Origin of the sequence: Cellulosimicrobium cellulans (assembly GCF_006539945.1) — a bacterium.
Classification (GTDB): Bacteria; Actinomycetota; Actinomycetes; order Actinomycetales; family Cellulomonadaceae; genus Cellulosimicrobium; species Cellulosimicrobium cellulans.
The window spans coordinates 47852-63388 of record NZ_BJNZ01000020.1 but is presented as its reverse complement, the minus strand read 5'-3'; the positions used below and the strand labels follow the sequence as shown (position 1 = coordinate 63388).

10 protein-coding genes are annotated in these 15537 nt (G+C 73.4%); 7 read left to right on the top strand and 3 right to left on the bottom strand.

Annotated elements, in window-relative coordinates; all coding sequences use genetic code 11:
* Positions 1-9 precede the first annotated feature (9 nt).
* Together CCE02nite_RS14595 and CCE02nite_RS14590 are read left to right on the top strand one after the other, a co-directional pair.
* The gene (locus CCE02nite_RS14595; RefSeq protein ID WP_141390335.1) at positions 10-471 is read left to right on the top strand and encodes a CoA-binding protein; all 462 of its coding nucleotides are present in this window, start codon (positions 10-12) and stop codon (positions 469-471) included.
* A 442-nt stretch (positions 472-913) separates the two neighbouring features.
* Positions 914-3826: an immunoglobulin-like domain-containing protein gene (locus tag CCE02nite_RS14590; RefSeq protein ID WP_141390334.1), complete on the top strand. Its 2913-nt coding sequence runs from the start codon at positions 914-916 to the stop codon at positions 3824-3826.
* Positions 3827-3944: 118 nt separating this feature from the next.
* Here the strand turns inward: CCE02nite_RS14590 and CCE02nite_RS14585 are convergent, their stop codons facing one another.
* The 3 genes from CCE02nite_RS14585 to CCE02nite_RS14575 form a co-directional block, all read right to left on the bottom strand.
* Complete coding sequence (locus CCE02nite_RS14585) at positions 3945-4865, bottom strand: putative F420-0 ABC transporter ATP-binding protein (RefSeq protein ID WP_141390333.1); 921 nt, start codon at positions 4863-4865, stop codon at positions 3945-3947.
* Positions 4862-5890, bottom strand: a complete 1029-nt coding sequence (locus CCE02nite_RS14580; RefSeq protein ID WP_141390332.1) for a putative F420-0 ABC transporter permease subunit — start codon at positions 5888-5890, stop codon at positions 4862-4864. Before CCE02nite_RS14580 ends, CCE02nite_RS14585 begins: the two co-directional genes overlap by 4 nt.
* Before the next feature lie 77 nt (positions 5891-5967).
* Entirely contained in the window at positions 5968-7026 is a 1059-nt protein-coding gene (locus tag CCE02nite_RS14575; RefSeq protein WP_255318882.1) for a putative F420-0 ABC transporter substrate-binding protein, read from the bottom strand.
* Positions 7027-7254: 228 nt separating this feature from the next.
* Between CCE02nite_RS14575 and CCE02nite_RS14570 the strand changes: the two genes are divergently transcribed.
* The 5 genes from CCE02nite_RS14570 (at position 7255) to CCE02nite_RS14550 (ending at position 15471) form a co-directional block, all read left to right on the top strand.
* Positions 7255-8070 (top strand): SDR family oxidoreductase, encoded by an 816-nt coding sequence (locus tag CCE02nite_RS14570; protein ID WP_141390331.1) that lies wholly within the window; start codon positions 7255-7257, stop codon positions 8068-8070.
* An 85-nt stretch (positions 8071-8155) separates the two neighbouring features.
* On the top strand, positions 8156-9748 hold the full coding sequence (locus CCE02nite_RS14565; RefSeq protein ID WP_141390330.1) for a molybdopterin-dependent oxidoreductase: 1593 nt from the start codon (positions 8156-8158) through the stop codon (positions 9746-9748).
* Between the two features lie 322 nt (positions 9749-10070).
* The gene (locus CCE02nite_RS14560; RefSeq protein WP_141390329.1) at positions 10071-10337 is read left to right on the top strand and encodes a hypothetical protein; all 267 of its coding nucleotides are present in this window, start codon (positions 10071-10073) and stop codon (positions 10335-10337) included.
* A gap of 245 nt (positions 10338-10582) precedes the next feature.
* Positions 10583-14053, top strand: a complete 3471-nt coding sequence (ileS, locus tag CCE02nite_RS14555) for an isoleucine--tRNA ligase (protein WP_141390328.1) — start codon at positions 10583-10585, stop codon at positions 14051-14053.
* On the top strand, positions 14050-15471 hold the full coding sequence (locus CCE02nite_RS14550) for a bifunctional folylpolyglutamate synthase/dihydrofolate synthase (RefSeq protein ID WP_141390327.1): 1422 nt from the start codon (positions 14050-14052) through the stop codon (positions 15469-15471). Before ileS ends, CCE02nite_RS14550 begins: the two co-directional genes overlap by 4 nt.
* Positions 15472-15537: the final 66 nt, after the last annotated feature.

The following is a 15537-nucleotide window of genomic DNA, read 5'->3' as shown; positions in this document are numbered from 1 at the left end:
GCGCACGACATGAGCGACGTCGCAGCGGCCGTGCCGGCCGACGAGCAGGAGACCATCCGTCGGGTGCTCGAGGGCACCGAGACCTGGGCCGTCGTCGGCCTGTCGAACAACGCGTCGCGCGCCGCGTACGGGGTGGCGCGCGTGCTGCAGCAGCACGGCAAGCGCATCGTCCCGGTGCACCCGGCCGCGGAGACCGTGCACGGCGAGCAGGGCTTCGCGACGCTCGCGGACGTGCCGTTCCCCGTCGACGTCGTCGACGTGTTCGTGCGCTCCGAGCTCGCGGGCGCCGTCGCCGACCAGGCCGTCGCGATCGGCGCGAAGGCCGTCTGGTTCCAGCTCGACGTGATCGACGAGGACGCCGCGCGCCGAGTCCGTGGCGCCGGCCTCGACATGGTCATGGACCGCTGCCCCGCGATCGAGCTCCCGCGGCTCGGCGCGCGAGCCGGCGTCCACACCGTCGAGGATGCCTGACGATGCCGGTGATCGACCCGACGTCCACCTTCGGTCCGCGGGTGGCCGCCAGGCTCACGGCTTGATGCCCCACGGTTCTGACGCCGACTGCACCGTCGCCCCGCGCATCCACCTCGGCCGCCTCCGGGGTCTCTGACCGCTGGGCGGCGTGTCTCCCGTCGGCGTCACGACGCGCTGGTGTCGGTCCGGTACGTCGTGCCACGCCGCTCGAGGACGCCGTCGTGCCCGTGCTGTCGAGGCGTCGGCGTGACCCTTGACACCCAAAATGTTAACGCACACAATCTGGGATCAACGCGAGCGCCCGGTCTCACCTGCGGTCGACGACGACCGCACGGCTCGTCGAGATCGGTGCCTCGGCTCCGAGAGGTAGTCAGAGGTACGGCTGCCTCGAGCGCCGTTTCGCGCTGCAGGTCACGACCACCACAAAGGAGTGCGCGATCGCATGATCTCAACAGCCAGCGAACGAAGGTCGGGGCGCGTCCGACTCCTCGGCATCGCCACGATCCTCGCCACGTGCGGTGTCGGCACGGTCGGTGTCACCACGGCGCACGCGGACGTCACGGACGGCCTCGTGCACCACTTCCGCCTTGACGAGACCAGCGGGACGGTCCTGGCCAACTCCGGGAGCGCGGGCCCGGCAGCCAACGCGATCCTGGTCAACCCGGACAAGGCGGCCCTGACGGGTGCGGGCGTGAGGTTCAACCCGGAGTCGTACCAGGGCGCACTGGACGGGGCATACGTCGATCTGCCGGACGATCTCACCGCCGGCATGTCAGAGATGACGGTCGACTACGACGTGTGGGTCGACCCGGCGAACGTCGGCAACCACCAGATGTGGAGCTTCGGCAGCTCGTCGGGAGGGTGCGACGCCGGCACGGGCCTCCAGGGCTCCATCTTCGCCTCGAACAACGCCGCACGTCGCCCAGGAGACCACTTCCGTGTCCGCGTCGGCGCGACGGACGTCCAGCGGAGCGAGCGTCTGCCCGAGGGTGCCTGGCAGCACGTGACCTACACCCAGTCTCTCGACGAGGGCGGTCTGACCTGGACCGGCACGCTCTACGTGGACGGTGTGCAGCACGCTCAGGTCAGCGATCTCACGACACCGCCCTCCGTGAACCCGGGCGCGGGCACGAACTGCAACTTCCTCGCCCGGTCGCAGAATCCGGGGGACTACTCGTTCCGCGGCACGATCAGCGACTTCCGGGTGTACGACCGAGCGGTGGACGTCGACGAGGTGCTCGACCTGGCTGCGGAGACGAACGCGACCGGCGTCATGGCCGACGCCCAGGCGATCGACCTCGGCCTGGCAAGCGCGATCGTGCAGGACATCGAGCTGCCGGAGAGAGGTTCCGTGGCCGGGTCGGAGATCACGTGGGAGAGCTCGGACCCGTCCGTCGTCGACGTCTACACCCCGCCCGCGACCGCTCCCAAGGTCCCGGTGACCGGTCGGATCACGCGACCGGCGCTCGGCGAGGCGGACGCTACCGCGACGCTGACCGCGACGCTGCGCAAGGGGACGGAGGTCATGACACGCGAGGTCGTCGTCACGATCGAGGCAGAGTTCGACGACGCCGAGGCTGTCGAGCGCGACAGCCTCGACCTGGATCTCTACGACGCGGACGACGTGCGGGGCAACATCACCCTGCCTGCCGAGGGCGAGTTCGGGTCGACGATCACGTGGGACTCGACCTCGGATCTCGTCACCCCGACCGGTGAGGTGACCCGCCCTCCGTACGGGCATCCCGACGCGTCGGCGACGCTGACGGCCACGATCTCTCGGGGTGTTGAGTCGCAGACCAGATCGTTCGACATCACGATCAGAGCGCTGCCCCGCGCGGAGGAGCACGAGCGCTACTTCATGGGCTACTTCAAGGGGGAGAACATCGCCGACGGCGAGCAGATCATGTTCGCCACGTCCAACGGGAACACGGCGCTGGACTGGACCGGGCTGACCGGTGGTCGACCGTCGCTGATCTCTCAGCTGGGAGACCAAGGTCTGCGCGATCCGCACATCGTCCGCTCGCCTGACGGCGACACCTTCTACATGATCGCCACCGACCTCAACTGGTACGACCAGGGTGGCTACGCGATCAACGACACCCAGCACATCGAGGTGTTCGAGTCCAACGACCTGGTGCACTGGACGCCGCAGCGACACGTGAAGGTCGCACCGGACGACGCGGGCAACGCCTTCGCGCCGGAGTCGCTGTGGGTGGAGGAGATCGGCGCCTACGCGGTCTTCTGGGCCCAGTCGCTGTGGGACGACCCGGTGAACCGGACCGGTCAGGGCAACGCCCAGATGTGGTACAACACCACGCGCGACTTCCAGACGTTCTCCGAACCGCGGGTCTGGCAGGACCCGTTCCCGCTGTCGCGGATCGACACCACCGCGATCAAGGTGGGTGAGGAGTACTACCGCTTCACCAAGAACGAGGCCGGCAACGCGGGATCGGACGTCTTCTCCGAGAAGCACACCGAGTTCCTCGACAGCGACATCGAGGACTGGGAGCTTCTCGCCCCGGCGCTGGGCCGCACCACCTGGGCGCCGGATCAGGGCTACGAGGGTCCGATCGTGTTCCGGGCGAACCCCGGCGACACCGCCTGCCCGGACCAGTTCTACCTCTGGGCGGACCGGTACACGAACGGTGGTGGCTACCAGGCCGCGTGCAGCGAGGACATCGAGGCTCCGACGTGGGACGCGCGGGAGATCACGATGACCAACGCGGGCGTGCCGCGCCCGCGCCACGGCACCGTCATCCCCATCACCCTGCGGGAGTGGAACGACATCCGGGGCATCGCGAACAGCGACGTGCCCACGACGACCGAGCTCACGGTCGACTCGCCCGGTCAGGGTGGTCCGGCGACGGTCACGGCTACCGTCCGGGCGGAGGACACCTTCCAGACCGGAGGTCAGGTCCGCTTCACCGCCGGGGAGTGGTCGCAGACCGTCTACCTCGACGACGGCGTCGCATCGGCGACCCTGCCGACCGAGCTCGTAGGCGAGGAGACCGTCCGGGCCGAGTTCCTCGGCTTCGGGATCCTGGAAGCCTCCGAGGACACCGCGTCGACGGCCGTCGAGGTCTCGCTGGACGTGGAGGTACGGGCGCGGTGCCTCGCCGGACGGGCATACCTCGCGGTGCGCGCGCTCAACACCGACGTGGCACCTGCCGCCGTCGAGCTGACGACGCCGTACGGCAGCCGCCAGTTCGACGAGGTCGCCGTCGGCACGAGCGCCTACCAGGCGTTCGGCTCGCGCCAGGAGGCGTTCGACGCCGGCACGGTGAGCGTCAGCGCGACGATCGCGGACCGCTCGTCGACCGTGGAGGCGGCGTACGACGCGGTGAGCTGCGGGTAGCCGCAGCCCGTGCAGGCGGTGGGCGCGGGAACGTGGTGGCGCCCACCGCCCGGCGGGTGCGCGACCGGTCGCCGAACCGCGTGGGCGGACGCGCCCCACCGGCCTGGTACGACGTTCGTCACCGGCCCGGATCGTGCTCCATCGGGGTGAACGTGAGCACGGGTCGACCGGTGCCCGGGTGCGTGAGCACCTCGCACCGCACGCCGTAGACCGGGTCGAGCACCTCGGGGACCAGGACCTCGCGCACGTCGCCCGCCGCGACGACCCGGCCGTCCGCGATCACGACGACGTGGTCGCACGTCTGGGCGGCGAGGTTGAGGTCGTGCAGCGCGGCGAGGACGGTCACGCCGTCGTCGGCGAGGTCGCGCAGGACACGCATCGTGTCGAGCTGCGCGGCGATGTCGAGGTGGTTGGTCGGTTCGTCGAGCAGGAGCAGCGCGGGCTCCTGGGCGAGCGCGCGCGCCAGGTGCACGCGCTGGCGCTCGCCGCCCGAGAGCGTCGCGACCTCGCGGTCCGCGAAAGCGGTCATCCCCGCGCGGGCGAGCGCCGCGGTCGCGACCTCCCGGTCGTGCGCGGAGTCGCCTGCGAGGAGCGAGCGGTGGGGGATGCGGCCCAGCAGCACGGCGTCGAGCACGGAGAGCGGGAGGTCGGTCGTCGCGTCCTGCTCGACGAGCGAGAGGACTCGCGCGCGCTGCCGCCGCGGCATCGTGAGCAGGTCCGCGCCGTCGAAGCGTGCGTGCGTGGCGCCGTCGGACCCCGTGGACGGGGCGCGCACCCCCGCGAGCACGCGCAGGAGCGTCGACTTGCCGGAGCCGTTGGGCCCGAGCAGCCCGCTCACCGCGCCGGCCGGTGCGGTGCAGTCGACGCCGTCGAGGATCAGGCGACCGTCGACGGACCAGGACACGCGCGCGGCGTCGAGCCCCGCCGCGTCCTGCTCACCGGACGGGTTCCGCAGCGCCGCGTCGCCGGGGCGGTCCCGCACCGTGCCGGGGCCGACCGTGGGGCCCACGTGCGTCGTCGTGCGCGTCGTCTGGCTCATGCGGCCTTCCTCCCGCGCCACAGGAGCAGCGCGAACACCGGCGCGCCGATCGCGGCGGTGACGATCCCGACGGGCAGCTCGCGCGGCGCGAACACGGTGCGCGCGAGCGTGTCCGCCCAGACGAGGAACGTCGCGCCGAACAGCGCGGACAACGGCAGCAGGAGGCGGTGCCGCGCGCCCGTGAGGAGCCGCACCGCGTGCGGCAGGATCAACCCGACGAACCCGATCGATCCGGTCTGCGAGACGAGCGCCCCGGTGAGCAGGGCGACGCCCACGAGCAGCGTCCAGCGCACGCGCGCGACGTCGACCCCGAGCGCGGAGGCCGCGGTGTCCCCGAACGTGAAGGCGTCGAGCACGGAGCCGGTCGACGCGAGCAGCGTCCCGAGCACGAGCGTCGCGCCGCCCGCGACCGCGACGGAGGTCCACGTCGCCCCGGCCACCGACCCCATGAGCCACGAGAGGATCTCGCGGTAGGAGTCGCCCGTCGCGGACCAGAAGATGACGAAGCTCGTCGCGGCCGCCGCGAGCTGGCTCACCGCGAGGCCCGCGAGCACGGTCCGCGTGGGCGTGAGCGCCCCGAGCGCCCCCGCGAGGCCGAGCGCCGCGACGAGCGCGAGCACCGCACCGCCGAACGCGGCGACCGGGAGCAGCACCGTCCAGCCGGCGACCAGCACGAGCACCGCGCCGAGCGACGCACCCGACGACAGCCCGAGGAGGTACGGGTCCGCGAGGGGGTTCCGGGTGAGCGACTGCATGACGACGCCGCACACGGCCAGACCGGCGCCGACGGCCGCGGCGGTGAGCACGCGGGGCAGACGCAGCTGCCACACCATCCCGTCCTGCAGCGCGCCCGGCGGTTCGAGCCCGAGCAGTCCCCCGAGCCCGAGGTGGGTCGCGACCGAGCGCCACACGTCGCCGACCGCGAGGTCCGCCGGCCCGATCGTCACCGTGACGAGGACCGTCGCGACGAGCGCGGCCACCCCGACGGGTACCCACCACGCGGCACCGCGGCGAGAAGTGCGCATCCGCCCCGGATGCGGGCGATCCGGGGGCGGATAGGCACTTCTCGGCGGGCCCGGGGTGGTCGCGCGGTCGGCTGCGGTCACAGGTCGAGCGCCTCCAGCTGCGCGGCGAGGTCCACGACGGCATCGACGTTGCGCACGCCGGCCTCGGTCGCCGGGAACGGGATCGTCAGGTAGCGGCCCTCGCGCACCGCGGTCATCTCGGCCGTCGCCGGGTTGGACTCGAGCCGCTCGATCTTCGCCTCGGCCGTGTTCCACGCGGCGTCGACGAGGACGAGGACGTCGGGATCGGCGGCGATCGCCTCCTCCCACGCGAACGCGGTCCAGGTGTCGTGCACGTCGCCCGCGACGTTCTCCAGCCCGACGGCGTCCATGATCATCTGCGGCGCGCCGATGCCCGCGCCGACGTACGGGATGTCGTCGCCCGACGAGTACCACAGGGCCGTGAGCCCGCGCTCGTCCCGGGCGACGCCGTCGAGCGTCGCGCGCTGCTCCGCGACGAGGTCGGCGGCCGCGTCCTGGACGTCGAAGATCGTGCCGACCTCGGTGATCTCGGCGAACACGTCGTCGAACGTCAGCGGGTCGGGCATGTACTCCGGAGCCTTGCACGCAGCGGGGGAGACGTACGTCGCGACACCGAGCCGTGCGAGGGTCTCCCGGTCGCCCGCGCCGTCGGCCGTGAGGTTGGACTCCCAGCCCGCGTAGACGAGGTCGGGCTCGGTCTCCAGGACCGCCTCGGCCCCGGGGACCTGGTCCGACAGCGGCTCCGCGACCGCGGGGACCTCCGCCGCGGCATCCGCCAGGGACTCGGGGACCGGTCCGTCGGCGAAGGCGCTCGCGACGATCCGGTCGCCCAGCCCGAGCGCGAGCAGCATCTCGGTGGTGCTCGACTTGATCGTCACGACGCGCTCCGGCGCCGCGTCGAACGTCACCTCGAACCCGCAGTCGTCGAGCGTGAGCGGGTAGGTCGTCTGCACCGGTGCACCGCCCGACGGCGCGGCGTCGCCGCCCGCGGTCGGGTCGTCACCCGGCGTGGTGCCCGCCGAGCAGGCGGCGAGCAGCACGGCGAGCGTCGCGGTCGGGAGCGCGAGGACGGCGCGGCGGACGGGCTGGCGGTGCACGGTGCGGGAAGAGGGCACGGGCGAGGTCTCCGGGGGTCGGGCGCGGTGCGGCGGCTCTCGGCGGGCACGCCGCTGCGGCGGTGCGTTCTCGATGCCGGCCGGCGAGCGCCGGCCGGGACCGACGCGTCATCTCGCGTCGCGCGGACCCGCGGCACAGATCCGTGCCGCCCGGACGGGCCAGTGCGCGGCCCGTGGTCCTCCGTCAGCCTAGTCCTTCCCGCGGTCCGTCGTGGCAGAGTGTCCGTCGTGACGGAGCCATCGGACCTGCCTGCCCAGAGCCCTTCGACCGCACCGCTGCGCGCGGTGGTGACCGGCGCGTCGTCGGGCATCGGCGAGGCGTGCGTGCGGTACCTGCGCGCCCGAGGCTGGGACGTCGTCGCGTTCGCGCGGCGCGCGGACCGGCTCGCCGAGGTCGCGGAGCGCACGGGCGCCCACCCGGTCGTCGGGGACGTCACGTCGGACGACGACGTCGCGCGCCTCGTCGCGGAGGCGGGTGCGCGCGGGCCGGTGCACGCGCTGCTCAACATCGCCGGGTTCGGCCTCGGCGTCGACCACGTCGACGAGGCGAAGATCGACGAGTGGCGCGCGATGTACGAGACGAACGTGCTCGGCACCGTGCGCGTGACGAAGGCGTTCCTCCCGCTCCTGCGTGCGTCACGGCGCGGCGACATCGTCCTCATGACGTCGACCGCGGGACACGACACGTACGTCGGCGGGTCCGGCTACGTCGCGTCCAAGCACGCGCTGCTCGGCGTCGCCAAGACGCTCCGGCTGGAGCTGGTGGGCGAGCCGATCCGCGTCATCGAGATCGCTCCGGGCCTCGTGCACACGCCGGAGTTCTCGCTCAACCGCTACCACGGGGACCAGGCAGGGGCCGACGCGGTCTACGCCGGGGTCGTGGACCCGCTCACCGCGGACGACGTCGCCGACGTCGTGACCTTCGCCGTCACGCGCCCGCACCACGTCAACATCGACTCGCTGGTCCTGCGTCCCGTCGCCCAGGCGTCGACGTACTCCCTGTGGCGCGCCCCGCTCGTGCCCAAGGGCGTCGACCCTGCCTGAGCGTCGAACGAGCTCGGTCCGGTGGCCGGGACCGTGGCGCGAAGGCCGCGACGGGCGTTGACTGGGAGCGACGGGAGGGCGGCAGATGACGGGCAGCGTGCGGCAGCGTGAGCATGCCGGGGCGTGGGCGGCGCTCGCGGGGGTCGTGTGCGCGGCCGTCGGGTTCGCGGTCGCCGAGCTCGTCGCGGCGCTCGTCGGGCCGGGGTCGAGCCCGCTGTTCGCCGCCGGCGCCGGGGTGGTCGACGCCGTGCCCGGGCCGGTCAAGGAGTGGGCCGTGGCGACGTTCGGCACGGCGGACAAGGCCGTCCTGCTCGGCGGCATGGCGGTCGTCCTGGCGGCGGGCGCGGCGCTCGCAGGCTGGCTCGAGCTGCGCCGCCCGCCGTGGGGGTCCGTGCTGCTGGGCGTGGTGGGAGCCGTCGGTGCCGTCGTGGCCGCGGCGCGGCCGGGCGCGAGCGTCGCGTGGGCGCTGCCCTCGCTCGTCGGGGTCGGGGTCGCGATCCTGCTGCTCCGTGCGTCGCTCGCGCCGCTGCGTGGGCCGGCGGATGCCCGGGACCTCGAGGCGGGAGTCGCCGACGACGGCCGGGCAGGCGCCGGCATCCGTGGCCCGATGGACCGTCGTCGCTTCCTCCTCGTCACCGGCCTGGCCGCCGCGGCGGGCGTCGTCGCGCTCGCGACGTCCCGCGCGGTCTCCGCCGGGTCGCGCGCCGTCACGGCCGCGCGCGAGGCGCTGCGGCTGCCGCCACCGGCGACGCCTGCCCCGGCCGTGCCTGCCGGGGCGGACCTGGGCGTCCCGGGCCTCGCGCCGTACGTGACGCCGAACGGCGACTTCTACCGGATCGACACCGCGCTGCGCGTGCCGCAGGTCGACCCGGTCTCGTGGACGCTGCGTGTGACCGGGCTGGTCGACGAGCCGTTCGAGCTCACGCTCGACGAGCTGCTCGCGCTCCCGCTCACCGAGCACCACGTGACGCTCACGTGCGTGTCGAACGAGGTCGGCGGCGACCTCGTGGGCAACGCGCGCTGGCTCGGGTACCCCGTGCGCGAGCTGCTCGCGCGCGCCGGGGTCCGCGACGGCGCCGACATGGTCCTGTCCACGAGCGCCGACGGCTGGACGGCGAGCACGCCGCTCGACGTGCTCACCGACCCCGACCGGGCGTGCCTGCTCGCGGTCGGGATGAACGGCGAGCCGCTGCCCGCGGAGCACGGGTTCCCCGCGCGGCTCGTCGTCCCGGGGCTCTACGGCTACGTGTCCGCGACCAAGTGGGTCACCGAGCTGAAGGTCACCACGTTCGCCGGCGACGTCGCGTACTGGTCCACGCGCGGCTGGTCGGAGCGCGGCCCGATCAAGCTCGCGTCGCGCGTCGACACGCCGCGCGCGGGCACGCCGGTCCCGGCCGGCGTCGTGACCGTCGCGGGCGTCGCCTGGGCGCAGCACACCGGCATCGCGGGCGTGGAGGTCCGGGTCGACGACGGCACGTGGCGCAGCGCGACGCTTGCCGACACCGTGGGACCGGACACCTGGCGGCAGTGGTCGTACGCGTGGGACGCCACCCCGGGGGAGCACCGCCTGACGGTCCGCGCGACCGACGCCGACGGTCGCACGCAGACCGCCGACGTCGCCCCGCCCGCGCCCGACGGCGCGTCCGGGTGGCACGAGGTCACCGTCCGCGTCGACTGACGGGACCGGCGTCCGGCCCGTGGACCCGGGGTTGTCCGCCCCGGGCCCGCCCTGGCACCATGTCCGCGTGACCTCCCCGCGCACCACGAGCAGCTCGCTCGTCCTCGCGCGCCCGCAGGTCCCCTCCGCCACCTGTTGTTGAGGGCTCGCGGCGCCCTGCGCAGCCTCGACCTGGTGTCCGCGAGCAGCCTCCCGCCCCTCCCTCCTGACGAAAGGGGCGGTGACGGTCGCCGGTCTCGTGCCACGGGCTCATCGATGAGTCCCGCGCGACGCCCGGGTCTGCACCTCCGGACGCCCGCCGAGCACAGGACGCGAGACCACCATGTACGTTCCCCCGAGCCTTCCCCGCTACCGCCGGACGACGCCTCTCGCCGCGCCGTCGCGCGACGCCGCCCGCCCGTCCGCGGCGCCGCTCGCCGTCGGGCACGACGCCCGCCCGCCGCTCACGCTCGAGTGGCTCGTCGCGCGGGACATCGACGCCTACACCGCGCGCCGCCGGGCGGCGGCTACCATGGACGCACAGGCGTCGACCCGGCCATCACCGGTGAGCCTCCGGAAGAACGGGACCCGCGCCGCCGGGCAGGCCTGACGGCCCGCGGCCAGGTCCTCACTAGAACCGGACGGGTGGGCCCGTCACAGCCTGCGACGAGCGGTCGGCGACCGCCCGTGGTGCCCGACGACGTCGGGCACCTGCGGGGACGGCGCCGGCAAGCGAGGTGGTACCGCGGCGAGCCCGCCCCTGGGTGGGGGAGTCGTCCTCGCAGGAGAGCACGACCGACCCGTACCACCACGGCGGACCCCCGCCGGCCGCTACCCACCGGAGTCCTCGAGACCATGGCCTACCCGCTGCACCGCGCACCCTCGTCCGACCCCTCCGCCCCTGGCGCGCACCCCGGCGCCGCGTTCGGCGTCCCCGCCTCCCCGGACCTGCCCGCCATCGAGCGCGACGTGCTCGCGTACTGGGACGCGGACGACACGTTCCGCGCCTCGGTCGAGCGCAACCCCGCCGGCGAGAACGGCAGCAACGAGTTCGTCTTCTACGACGGCCCGCCGTTCGCGAACGGCCTGCCCCACTACGGGCACCTGCTCACGGGGTACGCGAAGGACGTCGTCCCGCGCTACCAGACCATGCGGGGCAAGCACGTCGAGCGCCGCTTCGGGTGGGACACGCACGGGCTGCCCGCCGAGCTCGAGGCGATGGACCAGCTCGGGATCAAGACCAAGGAGGAGATCCTCGAGCTAGGGATCGAGCGGTTCAACGACGCGTGCCGCGCGTCGGTGCTCAAGTACACGAGCGAGTGGCAGGACTACGTGACCCGCCAGGCGCGCTGGGTCGACTTCGAGCACGACTACAAGACGCTCGACCCGACGTTCATGGAGTCGGTCCTGTGGGCGTTCAAGCAGCTCTACGACAAGGGTCTCGTCTACGAGGGCTTCCGCGTGCTGCCGTACTGCTGGAACGACCAGACGCCGCTGTCCAACCACGAGCTGCGCATGGACGAGGACGTGTACCAGGTCCGCCAGGACCCCGCGGTCACCGTCGGCTTCCGGCTCGAGACGGGCGAGCTCGCGCTCATCTGGACGACGACGCCCTGGACGCTGCCGTCCAACCTGTTCGTCATGGTCGGCCCGGACGTCGAGTACGTCGTCGTGGAGTCGTCGTTCACGGGCGTCAAGGAGCGCTACGTGATCGCGGCGGAGCGGCTCGCGGCGTACGCGCGCGAGCTCGCCGACGAGGGCGTCGAGGACGTGACGACGCAGGTCGTGGAGCGGCTCACGGGCGCCGACCTCGTCGGGCGCTCCTACACGCCGCCCTTCTCGTACTTCTCCGGCCACGCCGGCGCGCACCGCGTCGTCGAGGCGGACTTCGTCACGACCACGGACGGCACCGGGCTCGTGCACAACGCCGGCGCGTTCGGCGAGGAGGACAAGGTCGTCTCCGACCGCGAGGGCGTCGAGCCGGTGCTGCCGGTCGCGTCCGACGGCAAGTTCGTGTTCCCCGTCGTCGACTACGAGAGCCTCCAGGTCTTCGACGCGAACGCGCTCATCATCGACCACCTCAAGGGTCGGACGCGGCACGACGCCGCGGCCGCGCAGGGGGAGGCGGCGCCGGACCTCGCGCTCGGTGCGACGAGCCCGGGCACGGTGCTGCTGCGCCGCGAGTCGTACGCGCACTCCTACCCGCACTGCTGGCGCTGCCGGCAGCCGCTCATCTACATGGGCGTGTCGTCGTGGTTCGTCGCGGTGTCGAAGTTCAAGGACCGCATGGTCGAGCTCAACGAGCAGATCTCCTGGACGCCCGAGCACATCCAGCACGGCCAGTTCGGCAAGTGGCTCGAGAACGCGCGCGACTGGTCGATCACGCGCAACCGGTTCTGGGGCAGCCCCGTCCCGGTGTGGCGCTCGGACGACCCGCAGCACCCGCGCGTCGACGTGTACGGCTCGTTCGCCGAGCTCGAGCGCGACTTCGGCACGCTCCCGCGCAACGAGAAGGGGGAGCCGGACCTGCACCGCCCGTTCGTCGACCGTCTCACGCGGCCGAACCCGGACGACCCGACGGGCCGCTCGACCATGCGCCGCGTCGAGGACGTCATGGACGTCTGGTTCGACTCGGGGTCGATGCCCTACGCGCAGGTGCACTACCCGTTCGAGAACACCGACTGGTTCGAGCACCACAACCCCGGCGACTTCATCGTCGAGTACATCGGCCAGACGCGCGGCTGGTTCTACACGCTGCACGTCCTCGCGACCGCGCTGTTCGACCGCCCGGCGTTCCGCTCGGCCGTCTCGCACGGCATCGTGCTGGGCTCCGACGGCCGCAAGATGAGCAAGTCGCTGCGCAACTACCCGGACGTCAACGAGGTCTTCGACCGCGACGGCTCCGACGCGATGCGCTGGTTCCTCATGAGCTCGCCGATCCTGCGCGGCGGCAACCTCGTCGTCACCGAGGACGGTATCCGCGACGCGGTGCGCCAGGTGCTGCTGCCGCTGTGGAGCACGTACTACTTCTTCACCCTGTACGCGAACACCTCGAAGGCGCAGGCGCGGGCGGGCGAGCCCGGCGAACCCGCGGGCTACGTCGCGCAGCGCGTCACGCCCGAGCGCGTGGCCGGGCTCCCGGCGCTCGACCGCTACCTGCTCGCACGGACCCACGACCTCGTGGTGCGCGTCACGGGGCAGCTCGACGCGTACGACATCGCGGGCGCGTGCGAGACCGTGCGCGAGCACCTCGACGTCCTGACGAACTGGTACGTGCGCACCCAGCGCGACCGGTTCTGGTCCGAGGACGCGGACGCGTTCGACACGCTGTACACGGCGCTCGAGACGCTCACGCGCGTCATGGCGCCGCTCGCCCCGCTGCTCGCGGAGGAGGTGTGGCGCGGCCTGACCGGCGGGCGCTCCGTCCACCTCACCGACTGGCCGGCGTCGACCGAGGAGGTCGGTGAGCGGCTCGTCGGGGAGGACGGCTCGTCCGCCGTGGCCGTGCGGCACGTCCCGGACGCGTCCCTCGTCGCCGACCCGGCGCTCGTCGCCGCGATGGACGAGGTGCGCGCCGTCGCGTCGGCCGCGCTCGGCCTGCGCAAGGCGCACCAGCTCCGGGTGCGCCAGCCGCTCGCGCGCCTCACGGTCGTCGTGGACGAACCCGAGGCGCTCGCCCCGTACACCGACCTGCTCGCCCGCGAGCTCAACGTCAAGGCGGTCGACCTCGAGTCGACCGACTCCGACGCCGCGGACCGGTTCGGCATCACCCAGCGTCTCGCCGTGAACGCCCGTGCCGCAGGCCCGCGCCTGGGTCGCGGGGTCCAGGCCGTCATCAAGGCCTCGAAGGCCGGGGCGTGGCGCGTGGACGAGGCCGGGGACGTCGTCGTGACGACGGACGACGGCGACGTCGCGCTCCTGGCCGCGGAGTACGAGCTGACGACCGTGGTCGCCGACCGCGGCGTCGCCGAGGGGGAGGCACCGAGCGTCGCCGCCGCGGTGCTCGCGGGCGGCGGGTTCGTGGTCCTCGACCTCGTGCTCGACGACGCGCTGCTCGCCGAGGGCTACGCCCGCGACGTGATCCGCGACGTGCAGGACGCGCGCAAGGCCGCCGGCCTCGACGTCGCCGACCGCATCCGGCTGTCGCTCGACGTGCCGGGCGAGTGGCTCGTCGCGGTCGAGGAGCACCGCGACCTCGTCGCGCGCGAGACGCTCGCGGTCGAGGTCGTCCTCGAGACGTCGCCGACCGACGCGCGCGCGGTGCGCGTCGAGAAGGTCGACGGCTCCGTGCCCGACGCCGCCGCCGTCGAGGGGGCGAGCCGGTGAGCGCCGCCCGCAAGGACCCCGGCGCCGCACGCCGGCAGAGCGCGAAGGACGCCCGCGCGGCGGCGGAGGACGCCGCCGCCCAGGCGGACCTGGAACGCGTCTACCAGCACATCGTGTCGCGTGCTCCCGAGCACGACTTCGACCCGACGATCGACCGGGTCCGGCGCCTGTTCGAGCTGCTGGGAGACCCGCAGCACGCGTTCCGGACGATCCACCTGACCGGGACGAACGGCAAGACGAGCACCGCGCGCGTCGCCGAGCGCCTCGTGCGCGAGCACGGGCTGCGCACCGGGATGTTCACGAGCCCGCACCTGACGAGCGTCACGGAGCGGATCGTCGTCGACGGCGAGCCCCTCTCGCCGCGCCGCTTCGTCGAGGTGTGGGACGACGTCTACCCGTACGTCCAGGTCGTCGACGCCGAGCTCGCCGAGGCCGGGCAGTCGCAGCTCAGCTTCTTCGAGGTGCTCACGGGCGTGGCGTTCGCCGCGTTCGCCGACACGCCCGTCGACGTCGCGATCGTCGAGGTCGGCATGGGTGGGGAATGGGACTCGACCAACGTGGTCGACGCCGAGGTAGCGGTCGTGACCCCCGTCGCGCTCGACCACGAGCGGTGGCTCGGCAGCACGCTCGAGGAGATCGCGACGGTCAAGTCGGGCATCGTCAAGGACGGCGCGACCGTCGTCTCCGCGGCGCAGCGCCCGGAGGTCGAGGAGGTGCTGCGCGCCCGCGCCGAGCGCGTGGGCGCGCGCCTCCTGCGCGAGGGCGTGGACCTCGACGTGGCGGCACGCCAGGTCGCGGTCGGGGGGCAGCTCCTGGACCTGCGCACGCCCGCCGCGCTCTACACCGAGGTGTTCCTGCCGCTGCACGGCGAGCACCAGGCGCACAACGCGCTGCTCGCGCTGGCGGCGGTGGAGGCGTTCCTCGGCGGCCGCGCGCTCGACGGGCAGCTGGTCGAGACCGCGTTCGCGGACGTCACGTCGCCCGGCCGGCTCGAGGTCGTGCGGTCCAGCCCGACCGTCCTCGTCGACGCGGCGCACAACGCCGCGGGCGCGGAGGCGCTCGCGGTCGCGCTCGGCGAGGCGTTCGACCTGCGCCACCTCGTCGGGGTCGTCGCGATCATGGCGGACAAGGACGCCGAGCCGCTCCTCGCGGCGCTCGAGCCGGTGCTGTCCGAGGTGGTCGTGACGCGCAACAGCTCGGAGCGCTCGGCCGACCCGACCGACCTCGCCGAGCTCGCCGCGGACGTGTTCGGCGAGGACCGCGTGCACAGCACCGAGCGGCTCGACGAGGCGCTCCAGGTCGCGGTCGACCTCGCGGAGCGGGACGACGCGGTGGGCGTCGGGACGGGCTCGGGCGTGCTCGTCACGGGCTCGGTGGTGACGGTCGCCGACGCCCGCGTCCTCCTCGGTCGCGGCTGACGCTCCCGCCCGCGCGAGGTGTCCCTGCGTGCACGAGGCGCTCCACCCGGTGGCGTGCCTCGTGCG

Bases quoted from the DNA above. Each gene is read 5' to 3' on its own strand.
- CCE02nite_RS14595 (WP_141390335.1), top strand. From the start codon at position 10: ATGAGCGACGTCGCAGCGGCCGTGCCGGCCGACGAGCAGGAGACCATC.
- CCE02nite_RS14590 (WP_141390334.1), top strand. From the start codon at position 914: ATGATCTCAACAGCCAGCGAACGAAGGTCGGGGCGCGTCCGACTCCTC.
- CCE02nite_RS14585 (WP_141390333.1), bottom strand. From the start codon at position 4,865: ATGAGCCAGACGACGCGCACGACGACGCACGTGGGCCCCACGGTCGGC.
- CCE02nite_RS14580 (WP_141390332.1), bottom strand. From the start codon at position 5,890: ATGCGCACTTCTCGCCGCGGTGCCGCGTGGTGGGTACCCGTCGGGGTG.
- CCE02nite_RS14565 (WP_141390330.1), top strand. From the start codon at position 8,156: ATGACGGGCAGCGTGCGGCAGCGTGAGCATGCCGGGGCGTGGGCGGCG.
- CCE02nite_RS14560 (WP_141390329.1), top strand. From the start codon at position 10,071: ATGTACGTTCCCCCGAGCCTTCCCCGCTACCGCCGGACGACGCCTCTC.
- ileS (WP_141390328.1), top strand. From the start codon at position 10,583: ATGGCCTACCCGCTGCACCGCGCACCCTCGTCCGACCCCTCCGCCCCT.